Annotated in this window: 19 protein-coding genes; 13 read left to right on the top strand and 6 right to left on the bottom strand. The window is 44.1% G+C overall.

Annotated elements, in window-relative coordinates:
* Positions 1–25 precede the first annotated feature (25 nt).
* The 3 genes from AB5754_RS04450 to rbsK all read left to right on the top strand — a co-directional run bounded on the left by AB5754_RS04450 (position 26) and on the right by rbsK (position 3463).
* Positions 26–1468: an MFS transporter gene (locus AB5754_RS04450; protein WP_368250637.1), complete on the top strand. Its 1443-nt coding sequence runs from the start codon at positions 26–28 to the stop codon at positions 1466–1468.
* 31 nt (positions 1469–1499) lie between these two features.
* Positions 1500–2450: a nucleoside hydrolase gene (locus AB5754_RS04445; RefSeq protein WP_368250638.1), complete on the top strand. Its 951-nt coding sequence runs from the start codon at positions 1500–1502 to the stop codon at positions 2448–2450.
* Between the two features lie 95 nt (positions 2451–2545).
* The gene (rbsK, locus tag AB5754_RS04440; RefSeq protein ID WP_368250639.1) at positions 2546–3463 is read left to right on the top strand and encodes a ribokinase; all 918 of its coding nucleotides are present in this window, start codon (positions 2546–2548) and stop codon (positions 3461–3463) included.
* A 171-nt stretch (positions 3464–3634) separates the two neighbouring features.
* Here rbsK and AB5754_RS04435 read toward each other — a convergent pair whose 3' ends face one another.
* The 3 genes from AB5754_RS04435 to AB5754_RS04425 form a co-directional block, all read right to left on the bottom strand.
* On the bottom strand, positions 3635–3823 hold the full coding sequence (locus tag AB5754_RS04435) for a GNAT family N-acetyltransferase (RefSeq protein ID WP_368250640.1): 189 nt from the start codon (positions 3821–3823) through the stop codon (positions 3635–3637).
* Between the two features lie 349 nt (positions 3824–4172).
* Complete coding sequence (locus AB5754_RS04430) at positions 4173–5948, bottom strand: ABC transporter ATP-binding protein (RefSeq protein ID WP_368250642.1); 1776 nt, start codon at positions 5946–5948, stop codon at positions 4173–4175.
* A complete protein-coding gene (locus AB5754_RS04425) occupies positions 5941–7683 on the bottom strand; it encodes an ABC transporter ATP-binding protein (RefSeq protein ID WP_368250644.1) in 1743 nt (580 codons plus the stop codon). Before AB5754_RS04425 ends, AB5754_RS04430 begins: the two co-directional genes overlap by 8 nt.
* Positions 7684–7917: 234 nt before the next feature.
* Here AB5754_RS04425 and AB5754_RS04420 point away from each other — a divergent pair, with 234 nt between their 5' ends.
* From AB5754_RS04420 to AB5754_RS04405, 4 genes are all read left to right on the top strand, one after another.
* Positions 7918–8694, top strand: a complete 777-nt coding sequence (locus AB5754_RS04420; protein WP_368250647.1) for a putative ABC transporter permease — start codon at positions 7918–7920, stop codon at positions 8692–8694.
* A 258-nt stretch (positions 8695–8952) separates the two neighbouring features.
* Positions 8953–10140, top strand: a complete 1188-nt coding sequence (locus tag AB5754_RS04415) for a 3D domain-containing protein (RefSeq protein WP_368250649.1) — start codon at positions 8953–8955, stop codon at positions 10138–10140.
* Between the two features lie 533 nt (positions 10141–10673).
* The gene (locus tag AB5754_RS04410) at positions 10674–10901 is read left to right on the top strand and encodes a DUF1858 domain-containing protein (protein ID WP_311834355.1); all 228 of its coding nucleotides are present in this window, start codon (positions 10674–10676) and stop codon (positions 10899–10901) included.
* A 13-nt stretch (positions 10902–10914) separates the two neighbouring features.
* Positions 10915–12246: a DUF438 domain-containing protein gene (locus AB5754_RS04405; protein WP_368250652.1), complete on the top strand. Its 1332-nt coding sequence runs from the start codon at positions 10915–10917 to the stop codon at positions 12244–12246.
* 71 nt (positions 12247–12317) lie between these two features.
* On the opposite strand, the gene AB5754_RS04400 is transcribed toward AB5754_RS04405, so the two are convergent.
* Positions 12318–13124: a hypothetical protein gene (locus AB5754_RS04400; RefSeq protein WP_368250654.1), complete on the bottom strand. Its 807-nt coding sequence runs from the start codon at positions 13122–13124 to the stop codon at positions 12318–12320.
* A 439-nt stretch (positions 13125–13563) separates the two neighbouring features.
* On the opposite strand from AB5754_RS04400, the gene AB5754_RS04395 reads away from it, so the two are divergent.
* The 6 genes from AB5754_RS04395 (at position 13564) to trpB (ending at position 18262) form a co-directional block, all read left to right on the top strand.
* Positions 13564–15225: a Lin1244/Lin1753 domain-containing protein gene (locus AB5754_RS04395; protein ID WP_368250656.1), complete on the top strand. Its 1662-nt coding sequence runs from the start codon at positions 13564–13566 to the stop codon at positions 15223–15225.
* 390 nt (positions 15226–15615) lie between these two features.
* A complete protein-coding gene (locus tag AB5754_RS04390; RefSeq protein ID WP_368250658.1) occupies positions 15616–16158 on the top strand; it encodes a hypothetical protein in 543 nt (180 codons plus the stop codon).
* 66 nt (positions 16159–16224) lie between these two features.
* A complete protein-coding gene (locus tag AB5754_RS04385; RefSeq protein WP_311834350.1) occupies positions 16225–16434 on the top strand; it encodes a hypothetical protein in 210 nt (69 codons plus the stop codon).
* A gap of 11 nt (positions 16435–16445) precedes the next feature.
* The gene (locus AB5754_RS04380) at positions 16446–16667 is read left to right on the top strand and encodes a DUF2922 domain-containing protein (RefSeq protein ID WP_311834349.1); all 222 of its coding nucleotides are present in this window, start codon (positions 16446–16448) and stop codon (positions 16665–16667) included.
* A 199-nt stretch (positions 16668–16866) separates the two neighbouring features.
* A complete protein-coding gene (locus tag AB5754_RS04375; RefSeq protein ID WP_368259481.1) occupies positions 16867–17052 on the top strand; it encodes a hypothetical protein in 186 nt (61 codons plus the stop codon).
* Positions 17045–18262, top strand: a complete 1218-nt coding sequence (gene trpB / locus AB5754_RS04370; RefSeq protein WP_368250802.1) for a tryptophan synthase subunit beta — start codon at positions 17045–17047, stop codon at positions 18260–18262. Before AB5754_RS04375 ends, trpB begins: the two co-directional genes overlap by 8 nt.
* 136 nt (positions 18263–18398) lie before the next feature.
* Here trpB and AB5754_RS04365 read toward each other — a convergent pair whose 3' ends face one another.
* Together AB5754_RS04365 and AB5754_RS04360 are read right to left on the bottom strand one after the other, a co-directional pair.
* Entirely contained in the window at positions 18399–19400 is a 1002-nt protein-coding gene (locus tag AB5754_RS04365) for a DUF916 and DUF3324 domain-containing protein (RefSeq protein WP_368250660.1), read from the bottom strand.
* A 64-nt stretch (positions 19401–19464) separates the two neighbouring features.
* Positions 19465–20037: a WxL domain-containing protein gene (locus AB5754_RS04360; protein ID WP_368250662.1), complete on the bottom strand. Its 573-nt coding sequence runs from the start codon at positions 20035–20037 to the stop codon at positions 19465–19467.
* Between the last annotated feature and the right edge of the window lie 43 nt (positions 20038–20080).

The following is a 20080-nucleotide window of genomic DNA, read 5'->3' as shown; positions in this document are numbered from 1 at the left end:
TGACATTTTGAAAGTGAGGAAGAAAATGGAAACGACAAAAGATATGGTTCACGGAACTGGTGTCCCAGTTCCAGAAGAAGGAACAAAAGAATTTGCGAAAATGAATAAAATGGCAAAGAAAGCTATCCCGTTGATTTTATTAATTTTTACCTTTGGTGTCCTGGAACAACAAGCATTTGGAATGATTTTCGTTAATATAGGACAACAATTAGGTACCCCAGCTCTTGCTTCTCTTATTACCTCTATTCCGGGTATTATATTAGGTATTGTGTGCGTTATTTATGGATCTCTTGGTGATTTCGTTTCTTTGAAGAAAATGACAGTTCTTGGTGTTATCATTTTTGTGGTGGGATCTGCAATAGGATTTATTTTAGGACCTGTTAATATTTGGGCCGTTGTGATTGCGCGGGTTTTACAATCTGCTGGGGGACAAGTTGCTGGTTCCGTTTTTCTGGTATTGGTTTCCAAGTACATTTCAAAAGAAGATCGAGTTGTATACTACGGGATTTTCGTTGCAATTTTTCGATTTTCAGCAGCTCTTGGTGTAGTTGCAGCCGGATATATTGCTAAAGTTGACTGGCGTTGGTTATTTGCGGTTCCAATGATTTCAATTTTCTTCATCCCTTCACTTGCAAAAAATTTGCCAGATGATAAGGCTGAGGGAGCAAATATTGATTGGGCTGGATTTGCTCTTATCGGTGCGTTTGCAGGAGCGGTTACCATGTTCTTTACAGACATGAATGCTTTTTGGGCTATTGCGTCTGTTGTGACTTTGATTTTATTTGTTATTTATATCAATAAAGCCCATAAACCTTTTATCACTCCTGAATTTTTTAAAAATCCTGCTTTTATTGCGACTATGACGGTCATTTTTGTGGGATATTTCTTTAGTTATACCCTAAATGCCGGTATTAATGCGATTGGTTTAAATGTTTTTGGAATTGATTCAGCAGAAGTATCTACTTTATTGGTTTGGTCAATTTTATTAGCAGCAGTATTAGGTTTCGTGTGTGGCCCAGTTGTTAAGAAAATTGGACGTTCAGCAGCTATTATTATGGCCTTGTTGTTCATGGGATTAGGTTTATTGGCAATTGCATTTGCTATTCCTTATGGCAAAGTAATGGCTTTAGCTGTTGCACCATGTATCTATTACTTTGGTACTTCTTTCTTCTATTCACCAATTGTTGATACTGCAACTTTGACAGTAACACCTGAAGAATCTGGTCGGGTATTAGGTGCTAATGATTTGGTACAAGCAATTACAGGTTCTGTAGGGGTAGCACTTTTTGGCGGTATGATGTCTTCTGGTGTAATGTCCGGTGGCAGTATTACAGGTGTAGCTACAGGTGCAGAATCAACTTATTCAAATATTTTCTTAATTGGTGGAGCAATTGTACTAGGTGCAATGGTAATCTTTATTGTAACTAAAAAGATGATATACAGTTATTCAAGTAAAATCAGTCGTTAGTCAAAAATATATTGAATGTGGAGTGAATTAAATGGTCAAGAAAGTAATTTTGGACTGTGATCCAGGTCATGATGATGCGATGGCATTGCTTATGGCAATTGCATCAGAAAATATCGAATTATTGGCAGTTACTACTTCTGCTGGAAATCAAAAGCCGGAAAAGACATTTGCAAATGCAAAAAAATTATTAGCGTTGGCTAAAAGAGAAGATATTCCAGTAGCTATGGGCGCGAGCAAACCTTTAAGACGTGATTTGATTATTGCCGATGATGTCCACGGTGAAAGCGGAATCGATGGAGCAGAATTACCAAAATCAAGTGTTCCTTCTTTGGAAATTTCAGCAAATGACTTAATTGCAGATATTTTACGAAACTCAGAAGAAAAAGTGACGCTGGTAGCTACCGGTCCACTGACTAATATTGCGATTTTCTTACTATCCCATCCTGAATTGAAAGAAAAGATTGAACTGATTTCCTTTATGGGGGGAGCTTGTTTTGGGGGAAATATTACACCACATGCGGAATTCAATATATATGTCGATCCAGAGGCTGCTGATATCGTCGTGAAATCAGGTGTTCCAACGGCTATGTTTGGTTTGGATGTTACTTTAAAGGCGCAACTATTTGAATCAGATATTAAAGAGATTCGTAAAATCGGAAATCAGGTAGCAACTACGATGGCGGACTTATTGGATTTCTTCAATTTGACTACCACGGTACCGTTCTGGGCTGATGCGGATCATGTGGAAGGAATTCATATGCACGATCCTTGTGCTGTAGCATACGTGATTGATCCAAGTCTCTTCACAGTATATCTGATGAATGTGCAAGTCGAAACGAGCGAAACCCTTTCTTTGGGGAGTACGGTGGTCGACTATGATGACGTTAATCAAAAAGATAAAAATGTTTTGGTAGGCTTTGAAGTTGATTTGGTAAGATTTAGAGAATTAATAATGGAAACAATGGCATACTTTGCTGATTAATAAGTATTGAAATATGAGGTTCATCGAAGAAGTTAGAGGTAAGTATATGACTTTTTTGATTACTTTAGTTTAGTAAAATCTGAGAGGAAATGACTATGAATAAAGTTACTGTACTTGGAAGTGTCAATTTGGATACCACTATCAGAATGGAGCGTTTACCTTTACCTGGGGAAACGGTTCACTCAAGTGAAATGTTTAGTAGTGGCGGAGGGAAGGGAGCCAACCAAGCAATTGCAGCGCAAAGGAGTAATGCTGATACTTCGTTTATCGGAGCTGTTGGTAATGATGAACAAGGGAAATTGCTTCTTGATTTGCTAGTTCAGGATGGAATTGATGTTACGGGTGTTCAAATCATTCAAAGTGACCGGACTGGCTCAGCTGTCGTAATGGTAGATGAACAAGCAGAAAATAGCATAGTCATTTATTCTGGTGCAAATAAAAAAATAAATTTATCAGAATGTGAAGTTGCAGAGAAAATTATTGTAGCAAGTGATTTTTTAGTATCACAATTTGAAATAAACATTGACGCGATTATCGAAGCTTTTAAAATTGCGAAACGAAATGGTGTCAGAACACTTTTAAATCCTGCTCCTGCAATGGATGAAATTCCCGCAGAATTATTGAAATATACGGATATTCTTATTCCAAATCAAAGTGAAGCAGAAAGAATCACTGGTATTAAGATTAATACAGATGAACAACTGTATTCAGCTACTAACCAAATTAAAAAATATGGTGTAGAAGTTGTAATCATAACACTAGGAAGTAAGGGTTCATACTATATGTCAGAAGAAAAATCAGGGAAGATTCCTGCGCAGGTAGTGCAAGCAATTGATACAACTGCTGCCGGTGACACATTTATCGGTTCATTGGCGGCTAATCTATCTGTTGATTTTTCTAATTTAGAAGATGCGATTGTGTACGCATCTAAAGCTTCTTCAATAGCTGTACAAAGGTATGGTGCACAGCCTTCGATTCCGTATGCTGAAGAGATTAATTTACAAACTGTGTGAGGATGAAGTAGATTCCTCTACTGAAAATAAAAAAGTGATAAAGAGGATAAAAATCTTATTCCTTTCATCACTTTTTTATTTTGTTTAATTTTTTGGAGAATAATATTGTAACATAACTAATTTTCTATAATTTTCCCTGCCCCCATACTTCACAGAATCGTAGTAATGACCTTACCAATAGCGGATTTGGTCTTCTTTTTGCATGCCTAATTTTTCGCCAAGTTTCATCATTCGCTCATTATCCGACCAGGTGGTAAAGCCGATGTGAAGAAGGTCGGAGTATTGGTCAAAGAGATAGTGAAGCCACAGGCGACAAGCCGCGGTACCAATGCTGGCCGGCGTGCCACAGGTTGTAATCATAAATCACAATGCCAAATTCCAGCCACTGTGCGAGGTTGCCGTCTTCAAAATAAGCGTTGACCTCCCCAATCAGCCATCCTCGCTCCCAGCTCCCTCCGTGAAGGGGATGTTGGCAGATCTGTTAAAAGTCGTCCCAGTTTTGGCGAGGATTCTTGAAATAAGAGCCGTTCCATTGCTATCACTGAAAATCCACCACCATTTATGGCTGATTTGCCACCGGAAGAATAAGTCTTTTTTCAATTATTTTAATCCGTATATTTATTTCTTTGTCAGATAAACCCATGCCCCCAACGCTATTTAACTGGCATTTAGCATCTAGCTGCAATCGATTCTCCTTACTTCTACAACCCTACTGATTGCCGGAAAATTGGGCTTGGTACAGTCTTGCATAAGCGCCATTTTTGGCTAAGAGTTCTTCGTGGCGTCCTTGTTCGACGATGGCGCCTTTTTCCATGACCAAAATGTGATCGGCTTTTTGGATGGTGGCCAGACGGTGGGCGATGACAAAGCTGGTGCGGCCTTGCATCATGGCAAGAAAAGCGGCTTGAATTTTTTGTTCCGTCAATGTGTCCACGCTACTGGTGGCTTCATCTAAAATTAACATGGCAGGACGTGCAATCATGGTGCGGGTAATGGTTAACAGTTGTTTTTGGCCTTCTGAAAGTTTTAATCCTTGAGCGCCGACTAGGGTGTCCAGTTTTTCTGGTAAGCGGGCCACGTATTCATACATATAGGTTTCTTTTAAAGCGGCGTAGATTTCATCGTCTTGGGCAGTAGGACGACCATAGCTGAGGTTGGCGCGCAAGGTGTCGTCAAAGAGCCAAGGTTCTTGTAACACCATGCCGAAGTGTTGGCGCCAGCTTTTCTTGGTAAACTGCCTCATGTCTTTTCCATCTAAGGTAATCCGCCCGCTATCTAAGGGATAAAAGCCCATGAGCAAGTTGACTAAAGTGGACTTGCCGGCACCGGTTTGGCCGACGATTGCCACGGTTTCTCCAGGGGCGCAGGCGAAGGTGAAGTCTTGAATCAGCGGGGTATCTTTTGTGTAGGAAAAGCTGACGTTTTCAAAGGCTAGAGCACCAGTGACGGCTTTTTGGTCGCCTAGTATTTGAGCATCGGAAGCGTCAGGGGTTTCCTCTTTTTGTTCTAGTAGTTCAAAGGAGCGTTTTAAGCCGGCCAGTGCGGTTTGGATTTGGGTGGTAATGCCGGAAAGCTCGATAAAAGGTTTGGTGAATTGGCTGGCGTATAAAGTAAAGCTGGCAATCATCCCCACGGTTACTAAACTACTGCCGGAAAGCACGAGGATCGCCCCTACAAAGCCCACTGCCACGTAGGCCAAGTGATCCACAAAACGAGAGACGGGATTGGTCAATGAAGAAGAAAACTGGGCTTTTTGGCCTTTGTGATAGAGTTCTTCGTTGACCGCTTCAAAATGCTCTTGGTTGGTAGATTCTCGCCGGAAGGTTTTAACGATTTTTTGGTTGGTGACCATTTCATTGACAAAACCAGAAAGGGCGCCGGTGATCTGTTGTTGGGCGCTGAAATCTTGCTGGGAATGTTTGGCCACTTCATAGCTGACGAAAAAAATCACTGGCGTGGCTAAGAGCACCACCACTGTCAGCACTGGACTTAAAGTGAGCATAACAATCAGTGCCACTAAAATCGTGGCAAAGCCGGAAAAGACTTGGCTAAAGACGGCGGCTAGTGCGATGGCGATATTGTCCATGTCGTTGGTAAAGCGGCTTAAAATGTCCCCGTGGCTGTGCTGGTCGTAATAAGCTAAAGGCAGTCGATTCAAATGAGAAAAGGCTTGGTTGCGCAAGTCTCGGGTGCTCTCATAGGCCAAGGTATTGCCCAGACGTTGAATCAAAAGCTGGCTTGTGACAGTGAGTAAGATTAAGGCCACAAACTGGGCCAAAAGTGTAGCAAGGCCGGTAAAATCCACTTGTCCCGGGCCGATTAAGCGGTCAATGGCCGCTCCGATTTGCCAGGTCATAAAGACCGCAGCACTGCCGGATATAAGGCCTAAAGCGGCGGCTAAGACCATGAGCTTGCGGTAAGGGCGCAAGGAGGGCCAGAATTTTTTTAAGAGCTCAGTTGTTTGGGCATTTTTTTTCTCAGTCATTGGCGACACCTTCTTTTTGTGAGGCTAAAATTGCTTGATAAGTGGGACTGTTTACGGCCAAGTCCTGATGGCGTCCTTGGGCAACCAGGCGACCTTCTGCCATGACCAAAATCAAATCGGCATTTTGAATGGAAGAGATGCGCTGGGAAATGATGATTACCGTACCGGTTTTGGCTTGTTGCAGTCCTTGGCGCAAGTGCAGATCCGTTTGATAATCCAAAGCACTTAAAGAGTCGTCTAAAATCAAGAGGGGGGCTTTTTTAATCAAAGCCCGGGCGATGGTTAAGCGTTGGCGCTGACCGCCACTTAAATTGTGCCCCCCTTCAAAGATCATCGTCTCCAATTGTTCAGGTAATGCCCGGACAAAATCGGCGGCTTGGGCGATTTCCAGTGCTTGCCAACACGCTTCGTCGGTAGCATCGGCTTTGCCCCATTGCAAGTTTTCTTTAATGGTGCCGGAAAAGAGCACGGCTTTTTGAGGTACTTGGGCGATTTTCTCCACTAAAATTTGAGGCGGGTATTCTTTGATTGGAACTTGATCGATGAAAAGATCGCCTGTAGTCACCGGATAAAAGCCTGCCATCAATTGGGTTAATGTGGTTTTGCCGCTGCCGGTAGCGCCGGTAATGCCCACGGTCATCCCCGGTTCAATGGTAAAACTGATGTCTTCAAGGGCTAGGCCATAATTTGTCCCGTAGCGAAAATCCACTTGGTCAAATTGAATCTTGGTGCCTTTTGCATCAGGGGTAGCCTCGTCGCTGACATACCAGCTGACATTGTTTAAGGTGTTCACCGTTTCGGTAGCCAAGACTTCATTGACCCGCTGTGCCGAAGCCGCCGCTCGGGTGAAAATCACCACCAAGTTAGACACCACGATTAAAGCTAAGAGCATTTGATTCATATAATTGACCAAAGCCAAGACTTCTCCTTGAGCCAGACGCCCAGAATTAACCCAAGGTGCGCCTTGGGCAAACAAAGCTAGAATTCCCAGATTCAAAATCAAGGTGGTTGCAGGGGTTAAAATCGCCGAGAGGTTGTTCACCCGCTTGCTGACGTTGGCTAAATCTGTCGTGCTATTTGCAAACTGGTGCTCTTCTCGATTTTCCCCGGCATAGGCTCGAATCACCCGAACTCCGCTTAAGTTTTGCTCCACCAGTTGATTGACTTTATCCAAAAGTTTTTGAGCTTTTTTGTACAAAGGAACACTGCCGCGAATAATCACAAAGAGCAGCAGACAAAAGACAGGTAAGATCAATAAAAACAAGAGTCCAGCTTGCCAGTCAATACTAAAGGCCATGACCACCGCACCGATGCTCAAAAAGGGTGCTCTGACCACCAAGCGAATCAACATGGCTAATGCCAGTTGCAGTTGGTTAATATCGTTGGTGCTGCGGGTAATCAACGAATCCGTACCAAACTGGTTCAATTGGCTAAATGACAGCTGGTTAATCTTTTTCATCAGCTGATTGCGCAACTCAGTGCCAAAGCCTTGAGAAGCGATGGAAGAATAATACTGGCAAATCACCGCACAACCAAGCCCCACTACAGACAAGAGCACCATTAAGCCCATCATCTGCCAAATGACGGTGGGATTGTGGGCATTGATGCCTTCATCCACCAAGCGAGCCATGAGTAAGGGCAAAAACAGCTCAAAAACCGCTTCGAGAAATTTAAAAAAAGGCCCCAGAAAAATTTGTTTCCGGTATTTTTTGGCGTGAATCAATAATTTTGTCATGGAAAACTCCTTAAAAAATGTGCCTCGCTACTCTACGTAAAGCCGAGGCCTTGTCTTCTTATTTTAGCCGATTGTCGAAAAAGAGAAAAGGGCGGGGGTTCATGGAAACCTGGGGCAAATTTTGCAACCGCCACTGTCGATTCTCTAGCCATCTTTCTAGCCATCTTTCTAGTCATCTTTCTAGCATCTGTGGCCCACTGGGGTATAATAAAGAAAACAGAAAGGGGGATTTACGTGGCGACGTTTATTCAAATTGTGCTCTTATTTTTTTGTTATTCCTTTATCGGCTGGCTGTGGGAGACGGTTTATTGTTCCATTAAAGCCAGAAAGTTTCAGTACCGGGGCTTTTTAATCGGCCCGATTACGCCGATTTACGGCTTTGGGATTTTGGCGGTGCTTTACTTTTTACAGCCCTTTCATGAAAATTTACTACTATTATATGTGACGGCGACACTCATCGTTACCATCTTGGAATACCTCACCAGTTTTGGCTTGGAAAAACTCTTTCACGCTTCTTGGTGGGATTACAAAGATGTGCCCTTAAATATCAACGGCCGGGTGGCGGTACCGGTGTCACTGTTTTGGGGGGGAGGCTGTGTCTTTATCGTGAAAATCTTAAACCCTCAAGTCTTACAGCTGGAACATTGGCTGGCAGAACACTTCGGCTTTTTACTGCCGGTGTGCTTGATTGCGGTCATGTCCTTTGATTTAGGCTATACTTTGGCGAATATGGCGGCTTTCCAGGCAGCAGTCAAACGCCTCAATGCTACGGTAGATCAGCGAAAAGCCGAGCTAAAAGGTGTCTTGGAAACTTCCAAAGAAGACGTGCAACAGCACTTAAACTGGTCGAAATACTTTGGGGATCACCCGGAAGAAGCGGAAAATTTGCCTCGTTTGAACTTTAACCAGCGGCGTTTATTGAAAAACTTCCCTCAATTGCGCTTGTCCAATGTGAAAAATGGCCGGGAATTGCGTCAATTAGTGGAAGATTTACGGAAAGGTTCCAAGTAATGTTACAAACCCATTACAAGAAAAAGTGGGGGCTGGCCTAGGTCAGTCCCCACTTTTTGGTCATTTTTGTAAAAAAATCGAGAGGAAAATCCCACTTTTTTCACGGATTGTAATAAATTGTTAAGAAATTGCAACAAAACTCGCCAAAACTCTTTGTATAATAAGACAGGTTGGTACAATTGCGTCTTTTATCGTGAGAGACGGGAAATTGTCAAGTAATGTGAAATACAGAGATGAGTTTGAAGGAGTGTTGGATTTTTGAAGAGCAAGTGGACCCTGGCAATTGTGGCTTTATTAAGCGCAAACCTTGTGACCCCGGTAATCGCCCAAGCAGAATCGTTGGACGAGCTGAATCAAAAGGAAAGTGCGGTTTTAAAAGAAAGCGACCAAATTTCCAGTGACGTGCAAAGTGCTTTGACCGCGGCAAATGAAACATACGCTCAAGTAGAAGCAAGCAAAAACGCCATTGAAGAAAACCAAGCAGCCATTCAAAAGGCAGAAGCTGAAATCGAAACCACCCAAGCAACCATTGAAAAACGCCAAGCCGTAGTGGCAGAACGATTGAAAAACATCCAAGTCAACGGCAGTTTTGAATACAACTGGAGCGCTTTATTGAGTGCGGAAAGTGTCACTGATTTTATCAATCGGGCCATGGCCATCACCCAGTTGCAATCCATGGAAAAAGAAAAAATCGAAAGCTTACATGCAGAAAAACTCAAGTTGGAAGACTTGCAAGCCACCGTGGTAGCCAAGCAAGCCGACCTGAAAGCCAATGAAGCCAACTTGGAAGCTGAAGCTAGCGAACTAGATGCTAAAGTGGCGAGCTTAAAAGCCCAATTAGCGGAAAATCAAACTACGCTAAATGAAATCGCCGCTTCTAAAGAAGTAGAAACCGCCCGCATTCAAGCGGAAAAAGAACAAGCAGAAAAAGAGGCTGCTGAAAAAGCGAAGGCTGAAGAAAAAGCCAAAGCCGAAGCAGCCGCCAAAGCTGCGTCTGAACAAGCTGCAGCTGAAGCCGCTAAAAAAGCCGAAGAAAGTACACCGGATAGCAGCACCACGACCGAAAGTGAAACCGGCACTAGCGATTCCACTACCCCAAGTGATTCTGGCAACAGTGGCAATACTGGCAACACCGGCAGTACCGGCGATACTAGCGGTAGTTACCGCACCATGACCTTTGAGTCCACCGCCTATTCCTATGCCGAAGCCGGTGCCAGCTACTTTACCGCTTCTGGGACTGACCTTAGAGCCAACCCCCAAGCCGTAGCAGTGGATCCTTCTGTGATTCCTTTAGGCACATTGGTGGAAGTAGAAGGCTACGGCCTAGCACTCGCCTTAGATACTGGTGGGGCCATTAAAGGCAATATTTTAGACGTGCATTTTGACAATGTGGCAGCCTGCATTAACTGGGGCCGTCGCCAAGTGCAAGTTAAGATTTATAATTAATAGCTAAAAAGGGTCTGTGGCAATTGGTGTCACCGTCCTCCGAACCGAACAATACCAAACGTGAGCCACGAGCAAAAGACAAGCAACTTCCATTAAACATCATGGGAAGTTGCTTGTCTTTTCATCGTTAAAAATTTCAAACGCTAACTAACCTGTTTTTCTCAAGCTAAGTCAGCGTAATTGCTAGTTGAACTTAGCGATTTTTGCTTAGTTTAACTGTACTAGGCGACTGAAAGGAGCGTAGTAACTTTTTCTCTTTATACGTATGGTATTGTTCGTTCTCCGGACTAAGACACCACGGTTGTCGTGATTCTTTTTGTCCATCTATTCCTTGTAAATAGATAGAAAGTTCGCTAGCTATCATTTGAAAGTGGCTAAGGTCATGTTCTTTTTTACGAATTTTCGCCGTAAAATTCTTTTTAATTGTAAAATAATATACAAGTTTTATATATTCCCTTGGCTTTTTGGCTGATTTCATTATAATAGAATCAGTTGAGAATCATTCTCAGAAATCCAGTGAAGGGTGAAGGAACATGGCAAAGCAAATTGACTTCAATCGGCCGTTGTATGAAGTGGCCACAGAATTTCCTGAAATAGTGGGGATTATGGCCGATTTAGGCTTTAAAGAAATCAAAGCCCCGGGGATGTTGCAAACCGCCGGGCGTTATATGACCATTCAAAAAGGCGCCAAATTGAAAAAAATTCCTTTGGAGCAGATTCGCCAAGCTTTTGTGGCGGCCGGCTTTCAAGTGATGGACTAAAAGGAGCGAGAAGATGAATTCAGAAAAACAACGCCGCCAAGAGCGGATTGTGGAAATTTTATCCTTATTACACGAAGGTGGGGCTTTTGAGGAAGCCAAGCGCTTGTTTAACGAAGAGTTTGAAGGGGTGGATGTGACAGAAATCACCGCAGCGGAAAAAGCCTTGATTCAAGGGGGGCTGAACCCAGCAGAGATTCAGCGGTTGTGCAATATCCATGCGGCGGTCTTTAAAGGCGCGATTAACGAGATTCACCGCTCTAATTATGAACACGAACAGCCGGGACACCCTGTCCACACGTTGAAATTAGAAAACCAAGTGTTGCAGTCCTTGTTAACCGATGAAATTGGGGATTTGCTGAAAAAAATCGGGGCAGGGGACTGGAGTTATCGGGAACGTCTCTTGGCGGCTTTGACGGATTTAGGCCAGTTGGAACGCCATTATGCCCGGAAGGAAACCTTGGTTTTTAGCTACATGGAAAAATACGGCATCACCGCACCACCTCAAGTCATGTGGGGAGTGGACGATCATGTGCGCCAGTTGATTAAAGAAATCCGCAGCTATGCCGAAAATCCCAAAGCAGCCTTTAATCCTTTGTCGGAAAAATGGCAAGCTTTGGAAACGGAAATTGAGGAAATGATCTTTAAAGAAGAAGAGATCATGGTACCGATGACCTTAGATGTCTTTAGCTTGGCAGACTGGGCGCAAATTGCCGCTGACAGCTTTGATATTGGCTTTGCCTTTATCCCAGAACCACTGCCTTGGAAACCTAGTGAAGCTGCTTTGGAAAAAGAAAAAGACGCCGAACCAGCCCGGCTAGCAGCCATCGCCCAAGCCAAAGAAACCACTGCGGGCATTGCCCAAGGATTGGCCGCCGGAGAAGAAATTCCAACGGCAACTGCTGAAACTAATGAAGAAAATTACGACTGGCAAAAAGCCAGCACACCGGAAACTGTAGTCTTACCTACGGGAGTTTTGGAATTTGATCAATTGGTGGCCCTCTTCCAAGTGTTGCCTGTGGATTTAACATTGGTGGATGCCAACGATACCGTGCGTTTTTATTCCGAAGGCCAAGAGCGGGTCTTTCCGCGAACCAAGTCTGTCATCGGCCGGCAAGTGGTAAATTGCCACCCGCCGAAAAGCATGCACATGGTACAAGCCATTTTAGATGGTTTTAGGGAAGGTAGTCGAGATAACGCAGAGTTTTGGATTGATTTAGGCCCTAAAAAAGTCTACATTCGCTATTTTGCCTTGCGCAAAGCAGGGGAATACTTGGGCTGTCTGGAAGTCACCCAAGATATTACCGATATTCAAAAAATTTCCGGTCAAAGCCGTTTGCTGGATTAAGATGCTACAAAAAACCGCCTCTTCTTTATCGAAATAGGCGGTTTTTTTATAGACCAAAGCTATCCAAAACGCTAAATCACTCGTTTTTCTTCGGCTTCTAGTTCCCACATTTGCCGCTTTTGGGCCTGGTAGCGTTCCAAATAAGTGGGGATAAAACTACCTCGTTTGCCGGGGATGTCTTGAATTGCCAATGACTCCAACACCCGATCCAACACCGGAGTGCTGGGAAAATCCAAAAAGGACTGCAAAGCGGTGGTGGGACCGGGGACAAAGCGCTCTTGCCGGCGTTTCAAAATCCCCTGGCACAAACAAGCTTGGCGCAGGTTGGCACGCAATGAGTCCGGGCGTTGGGTCACCAGTAAACTCAGGCCATAGGTGGTGTGGATGATGGTCTGGCCAAATTCCCCCGGCAAAATCTGATAAATGCTCTCTGGATTTAGCCAAATGCTCTGACTGGCATCGTTTTTGGAACCCACGGGAAACAAGCTGAAATGAGGCCCGGCAGCCGGCAATTTGTAATGTTTGGTGCCCAATAAATGGCAAAGGGTCTCTTCGTAAATCTTGTCAAAAGGCAGTTGAAGCTGTTCTTGCAACAGTTCATTCAAAAGATGGCGCACTTTGCGATTGAGCTTGTAGAGTCCCTTTGAAGAAATCAACACCGTCTGCTCTTCTGCCGGCAAAGGACAAAGAGCCAAAATCGTCTGGCTGTAATCAATGGCGTGGGTGGGCAAGAGGGTTTCCGTTAAGACGCTCATAGAGGAAAGGTCAAAGGTTTTATGAATATAATCTGAATCCAGATGATCCAGTTGGGCTTTTAAGGCGGGCATGGTCTGGTGGGCGATTTTTTCGCATTGCACAAATTGAGCTTCAGTTAACATAGAGACTCCTTTCTGGCAGAAAAGCAAGACTGGGAAAAATTTCTGCCACAACGCATTTTTTGTTTTTTTATTTTACCATGAGAACGTACGTTTGGATAGAGGTAAAATAACAAGAAGCGGTTATTTGTTTTAGGAAGAGCATTTCGGGGAACTTTTGAAATGGTGAAAAGACTTGTTATAAAACAGTGGCGGGTTTCGGATATCCATAACCCACAAAGTAAAGGAAAGAGAAAGTAAAGGAAAGGGAAAGAAAAGAAAAGCCGCCTGTCGCCTAGAATACTTTAAACAATTGATAAGGAGCAAGCAATATCACAAGCAAGGCGACAAGCAGGCGACAAACAATCAATTTTAAAAATTTGATGAGAAAACGCTCCTCCCTTTTGACAAAACGGGTGTTTTTTTCGTGTTAAGAGTGAAGGCACAAAGGGGAGGAATGAACATGGCTAGACCGTTAAAACAAGGATTGGACTATTACCCGCTGGATGTGGAGTTTTACCGTGACATCAAAATGCGCCACTTAACTCATGCTTTTGGGGTGGAAAGTCTGGTGCTTATGCTGACGTTAGTGGGGATTATTTACAAAGAAGAGGGTTATTTTACCCACTGGAATGAGGAGGTTTGCTTTCTTGTGGCGGCGGATAATTACACCACAGAAGAACAAGTGACCGCTGTGGTGGAAAAGGCGGTGGCTGTGGGATATTTTGACCAAATGTGTTATGAAACCTATGGCATTTTGACCTCTTCGGAGATTCAAAAGCATTATTTGGCGGCGACATACAAGCGCAAGCAAGTCACCATGGTGGCGGAATATTTCTTAGTTCCCGAAGAAGCCTGGGGAAATCTGCACTTGGTCGCTTTGGATAAAAGTCCGCAGCAAGGAAGGACAAAGGGGAAAACGGGGATAGTAACCGAACTTGATGGGGATTGCAGAGTGGGGGAAGCTGTTGAAGTTACTGAAGCTGAAGCTACCGCTGAATCTGACAAAACCGGTGAAACCGAGGTAGCCCCAATAGCCAAAACGCCAGCGTGTGAGAAAGTGACGGCAGATGGGCAATCGACCACACCGGCCCCAATGCCATCAAAAACGCAACTCAACACGCGGTCCAAAGAACAGCGCCAAATTCAGCCCGAACCACAAACGCAATCCGAAGAACAACGCCAAAGACAGCCCAAACCACCAGCACAACCTAAAACGCAACCGGCGATTCAACAAGATCTAAAAGCATCAACCCCAATCTTTCCCCCACCCAATGACGGGGATTGTCCTCCAGCAGAAAAATTAATGCCTCCTCTGGCTGAGGGGGAGTTAGCCAAGCTTTTTCCAGCGGATTGGCAAGAAGAAAATCCAGACTGGGTGATTCATCCTGCCGAAATGCAGGAAAATTTTGGGAGCATCATCTTTGAAAAACGCCCTGAAGTTAGCCCGAAAACTAACACCAAAACAAGCCCAAAAGTCTCTTCTCACGCTAAACTTGCGGTTTTTCCTCAGGCCAATCAAAATACCCTCACCAAGACCGAAAGTTTTAAAAATTGGCATGGGCTGTGGCAAACGCCGAACTTGCTGATTCAAAAAGAATTGGCTCGCTTGGTGAATGAACATGGGGATTTGGTCGTGGCCTTGGCGGTGCAAATTGCCGGTGAAAAGCAAGTTCGGGCCAATCACGCCTTGTCTTTTGTTAAAAGTTGTCTTTTGGAATGGACGCAAGCCGGGGTAAAGGAACTAGAGGAAATCCAAGCCTATCAAAAACAGCGCAATCAGCGTAACCAAAGCAATTATGGCCAGAATTGGCGGGTAGCTTCCAGAGGGCAAGATGAGCAAAATTCGTCTCAAAATTCCCGAAATCAAAGCAGTTTTGCCAAAAGTAGCAAGTCCACACTGCGCCCAGGCCAAGAACTAGAGGATTGGACTAGCCATAAGACCGTGCCTCAAGATCGCCAAACCTGGTTGCGGCTACAAAAGGAGTGTGCCTTGTTGATGGGGGCCAGCTATGTGCCGGACGAAAATTTCATCGCTACCCCAGCGGAATTAGCCTGGATCAAAGACGAACAAGCGGACTATCAAAATCCTGTGTATCTCAATGCTGCCGGCGTTTTTTCCTAGGATATCTTTCGTTGAGTAAAGGCGCTTCATAGGGATAACTTAAAAAGCAGATTGCTTGTTACAAGAAAAATTGGCTAAGTAATTGGCTTTCTTTTGAAAAATAGAGGGGAAAATCCGGAGTTGCATTGGGAAAATCTAGGAGTGAGGAAGGAAAATCCGGCAACCCCCAAGTATTTCCCGCTTATGAAAGGCAATTTCCGCAACAATTTTGGATGAGTTTCACTGCTTTAAAGTTGTCGATGTACTGGCTAACTCCCGCTCTTAAGCGGGCTTCTTGGGGAATAAAAAATTTTTTCTTCAAAATCTAGTGTTTCCATTTTCTTTGTTTAATAGCTGTTTTCCTTAGAGGGTTATCGTTTTTCTACCCGGGATTTCTCCAGGGGCTTTGTTATGCTTTTGTCACCGGCCGGAATTCATAACAAAGAAGGAAATGCTATGAACCAAGAAGAAATCAGTCGTTTATTGCCTGAGTATGCCCCGGTGATTGATCGGGTCTTGCAGCGAGCAGGTGTTTTTTATCACTATCCCGACTGCGAGGATTACCGCCAAGATTTGTCGCTGGTTTTGCTCCAGTGGATGAAAAAAAGTGACAGTTTGCTGCATTTTTTACTGGAATATCCTGAGGGGAAGATTTACCAGCGCTTGTTGTGGTTTTTATTGGATTGTCGCCGGAAAGAATCAAAGAAAATTCAAGGTCAAGTGGAAATCGAAAAGCTGGCGGAATATTTTGGTGATAGCAAAAGTATTGCAGACGAGGCCTTGGTCCAAGAAGAAACTTTTCTGGCTTGTTGGGAATCCCTTACCCCGAGCCAGCAAAACCAGTTTTGGATTTTATGGGATAAACCAAAAGAAAAACAGTGCAGTCGCTCTTTGTTGAGTTATTATCGCTGCCAGTTGAAAAAAAAGTTTAAAAACTTTTACCCAAATCTTTGACATTACACCTGTTTTATTCGTGTTAATAGTGTAGGGCCTACAAAAACCAACGAAGGAGGAAGAAACATGAAAGCACATTTGGAAAACAGTATGGGGATTATGATTCAGGAGCCAGGAGCGAAGAATTTGACGAAGCAGACCATGAACAACGCCATTGAAAACCCGTCGGAAACGGCTGTCTTAAGCCTGATTGATGTCTTTCGGCCTTTATTGCCGGCGGATCATCGAGTGACCAGTGTAGTGGAAACCAAAAAAGCAGAATACACCATTGACTAGGAGGAAGAAAGATGAAAAAACTACGAATGACTTTTTTAGATGGGGAAGGCAAGCGCCGAAATTTGGAACCGCGAATTGCCGCTGAGAATTTGTCCGCCACCGTGGTGCGAGACAGCATGAGCCTGTTGCGAGATTTGGAGATTTTTGAAAAAGACGACGTGCCATTGTATGACGTGGTGAAAGAAGCCAAGTACATTGAAACCATTGAAACACCCCTATTTAAAGTAGATTAAATAACCCAACTGCCCAAAATTTGCGATTCTGTCGTTTTGGGCAGTTTTTTTTGAAGCAAAGTTTCCTTCTTTATTGAATTAACAAAAAAATCAAAAAATTCTTGCAATTAATTTTGAAACTTGCTATACTTTGAAAAAATAAACGAGAAGGAGTGAAAGAGATGGCAAAGCGCGCATGTTACTGGTGGAACTGGCATAGTTGAGGTTGCGTGTATGCGATGGCATAGATGCAACTTTGGCATACACCAAAGACATCTATGCCGGTCATCACTCTTTTACGGAAAAGACCGGAGAGCTGAATTTTCAGCTTGCCGGTCTTTTTTTACCTTTTTTGCCAATGAAAAATAACGGAGGAATGAAAAATGAAAAACGAAATGATGAATAAAACAGCAATACTTGAAACGAAAGGCAACAATGAAAATGCCGGCTACTACGGAGAATTCGGCGGGCAATACGTGCCAGAAGCGGTCTTAACCGCTTTAGATGAAATCACGGAAGCCTATGAAGCTGCCAAAGCAGATCCAGCATTTGACGCAGAATATCGCAGTTTACTGGCAGATTATTGTGGTCGGGCAACGCCATTGTACTACGCGGAAAAACTAACGAAGCAACTAGGTGGCGCTAAGATTTATTTGAAACGAGAAGACTTGAATCACTTAGGAGCGCATAAGTTAAATAACGTGTTAGGGCAGATTCTTTTGGCCCGGCGCATGGGTAAGAAGCGAATCATTGCCGAAACTGGTGCCGGACAACACGGGGTGGCCACAGCAGCTGCGGCAGCCCGCTTTGGCTTGGAATGTGTGGTGTACATGGGAGCTGAGGACTGTCGCCGGCAAAAATTAAACGTCTTTCGCATGGAAATGCTGGGAGCGACCGTAGTCCCGGTAACAGCAGGCCAAGGCACGTTAAAAGAAGCGGTAGATGCTGCCTTTGCCGACTTAGTGGAGCACTTGGAAGATACTTTTTACATCATTGGTTCTGCGGTGGGGCCTCATCCTTATCCTATGATGGTCAAAGACTTTCAAAAAGTCATCAGTGAAGAAGCCCGTGAGCAGATTTTGGCAAAAGAAGGCCGCTTGCCCAATGCCGTCTTTGCCTGTGTCGGGGGTGGCTCTAACGCCATTGGCAGTTTTGCGGCATTTATTGAAGATGAAACCGTGCGCTTGATTGGAGCAGAAGCGGCGGGAGACGGGGTGGATACTGGCCGCCATGCTGCGACTATGACTAAAGGCAGCGTGGGCATTTTAGACGGCATGAACACCTATGGCCTCTTTGATGAAGCAGGCAACGTGGCTCCGGTTTATTCCATTTCCGCCGGCCTCGATTATCCTGGGGTGGGCCCAGAGCACGCTTTTTTGAAAGAGAGCGGCCGAGGGGAGTATTACGCCATTAGTGACGAAGAAGCCGTCCAAGCGTTCTTGGCTTTAAGTAAAGCAGAAGGCATTATCCCCGCCATTGAAAGCTCCCATGCGGTAGCCCAGGCCATGAAGCAAGTGCCGCAAATGAAGCCTGAAGACTTGGTGATTATCACCATTTCCGGTCGAGGAGACAAAGACGTGGAACAAATTGCCGATTATTTAGGGGTGGAGATTTAAGGATGAATTGATCATGCAAATATCAAAAAAGCTGACAGGAGAAAAACTTCCGTCAGCTTTTTTTATAGACTAAGCTATAAAAAATTCCATATTACAAACCTATAGCGAGCTTTGCGAACTCGTTTGGCTTTTCTTATTATTTGCTTGTAGGTGGTGTTTTTTTCTTTCGTAATAAAACCAAGAGTACCAGTAAAATCAGTAGCAATAAGCCAATCACCACGGCAATGCTAATGATTACCCAATTTGGCAAAGTAGCGCTTTTTAAGGTTTCTACCTCAGCTTTTTTAATCTGGAATTTCTTATTCAGCCGCCAAGAATTGCCGTCGCCATCTTGGGCAGTAATTTGCATTTCGTAGCTGCCTACGGGGATGTATTGCTCCGTGTACTCAATGGGCAAGTCAAAATTGGAATTTGGCGCCATTTGGAAGTCGGCTTTTTCAAAACTGACAATCGCTTCTTGGGTTTCCAAATCTTTGACTTTGACTTGTAAGTTCAACTCGCTGATAAACGTCGGCTGGGTATTTTGCAAGTTGGCAAAAACCGTATTTTTATAGTTGTGAACCCCTTGATTGATCTCGTTTAATACGAGATTAGGGGTTATTTTTTCGTCGTCTTCGGTCAGTCGCATGGCCACGGTATAAGAAAAAGTATTGTCAATCAACTGTTGGCTAGCCGGCCGGTCTTCTGGGTAAACTTCTTCCACGTAAAAGCCCCCGAGCAGTTGTCCTTTAAAGGTTTCTTTTGGGATATTCACCTCATAGGAAACTTGCCGGCTGTCTTTCGGTGGGATAATCACCGACACCGGGCCTTTGACTAAGTCTTTAATCGAAAGCTTCAAAGAGCTGTCCACCACTTTGTCTTGAGTGTAGTCAATCACCCCAAATTTATTGGTGGTGGCGGTATTAAACTGAATGCTGATTTCTTTTTGGTATTCCGTAGTATTGTGAATCTCCATGCCCACATTGGTGGTGGTTTCCGGTTTGACTCTCAGATCAAAGTAGGTGCTGACATCCCTTGCTTGCTCTGCGGGAAATAGCGGCGTGATATCAAAGCCGGCTTCTGTTTGAGCAGAGCAAGCTAGGGGAGACCCCCAAATCAGTCCTATAAGTATTGTGATGAAGAGCGCTAGTTTTTTCAAGGGCCTCCTCCTTTCGATTAAAAACCAGGACTAGCAGCTAGTCCCGGTAAACTGCGATATTTTATTAGTCTGCCGGACCAGATGCCAAGTTCCAAGCTAAGGTCATGGATTGGTTTGCGCCAGTGGATGAGGCCCCAAAACTCAAAGCAGAGCTTTCACTGAAGAGGTATCTTGTTGATCCCATACCTGTCCCTTCTCCAGCAGACATTGCGTTTGTGAAAGTATTTGATGACTCTGTAATCAATAGAGCCGGAGCTTGATCGTTACCAGAAGGGGCTACTCCGCCAAAATCTGTATCAAAACTTAATTGAGTTGATAGGGTTGGTGTGATCAATCCTGATGTTTTTGTTTTGTATTTTACTTGTAAGTGCCAGCCGGCTTCAAAGGTATCTTCTACCCCAATGGTTGGGTTAGGAACTTCAAGTCCGGCGGTTCCTGCACTTGCATCTTTTGTACCAAAGTCTAAATCATCTAATGAGGTAATTCTCAATACTTCACCAGTTGATTCAAAGGAAATCTTTGCATCATTTTCTGCAGCTCTACCAGTAGTCTCGTCAATCGTAGCCCCTGAAACTGTACTTGGTAAAATGAATGCTCCAGCAGAAACAACAACTAACAACCCTAATGCTTTTTTCATTTTAAAACCACCTTTGCTATTTTTTTATTCGAAATAATTATAT

This window comes from Enterococcus sp. 2201sp1_2201st1_C11_2201SCRN_220225 (genome assembly GCF_040925905.1).
Classification (GTDB): Bacteria; Bacillota; Bacilli; order Lactobacillales; family Enterococcaceae; genus Enterococcus_C; species Enterococcus_C asini_A.
Note: the sequence above shows the minus strand (reverse complement) of the source record. Positions and strands in the feature narration are given on the sequence as shown.

Coding starts and splice junctions, on each gene's coding strand:
- AB5754_RS04450 (WP_368250637.1), top strand. CDS start 26: ATGGAAACGACAAAAGATATGGTTCACGGAACTGGTGTCCCAGTTCCA.
- AB5754_RS04445 (WP_368250638.1), top strand. CDS start 1,500: ATGGTCAAGAAAGTAATTTTGGACTGTGATCCAGGTCATGATGATGCG.
- rbsK (WP_368250639.1), top strand. CDS start 2,546: ATGAATAAAGTTACTGTACTTGGAAGTGTCAATTTGGATACCACTATC.
- AB5754_RS04435 (WP_368250640.1), bottom strand. CDS start 3,823: ATGATTACAACCTGTGGCACGCCGGCCAGCATTGGTACCGCGGCTTGT.
- AB5754_RS04430 (WP_368250642.1), bottom strand. CDS start 5,948: ATGACTGAGAAAAAAAATGCCCAAACAACTGAGCTCTTAAAAAAATTC.
- AB5754_RS04425 (WP_368250644.1), bottom strand. CDS start 7,683: ATGACAAAATTATTGATTCACGCCAAAAAATACCGGAAACAAATTTTT.
- AB5754_RS04410 (WP_311834355.1), top strand. CDS start 10,674: ATGGCAAAGCAAATTGACTTCAATCGGCCGTTGTATGAAGTGGCCACA.
- AB5754_RS04405 (WP_368250652.1), top strand. CDS start 10,915: ATGAATTCAGAAAAACAACGCCGCCAAGAGCGGATTGTGGAAATTTTA.
- AB5754_RS04400 (WP_368250654.1), bottom strand. CDS start 13,124: ATGTTAACTGAAGCTCAATTTGTGCAATGCGAAAAAATCGCCCACCAG.
- AB5754_RS04395 (WP_368250656.1), top strand. CDS start 13,564: ATGGCTAGACCGTTAAAACAAGGATTGGACTATTACCCGCTGGATGTG.
- AB5754_RS04390 (WP_368250658.1), top strand. CDS start 15,616: ATGCTTTTGTCACCGGCCGGAATTCATAACAAAGAAGGAAATGCTATG.
- AB5754_RS04385 (WP_311834350.1), top strand. CDS start 16,225: ATGAAAGCACATTTGGAAAACAGTATGGGGATTATGATTCAGGAGCCA.
- AB5754_RS04380 (WP_311834349.1), top strand. CDS start 16,446: ATGAAAAAACTACGAATGACTTTTTTAGATGGGGAAGGCAAGCGCCGA.
- trpB (WP_368250802.1), top strand. CDS start 17,045: ATGAATAAAACAGCAATACTTGAAACGAAAGGCAACAATGAAAATGCC.
- AB5754_RS04360 (WP_368250662.1), bottom strand. CDS start 20,037: ATGAAAAAAGCATTAGGGTTGTTAGTTGTTGTTTCTGCTGGAGCATTC.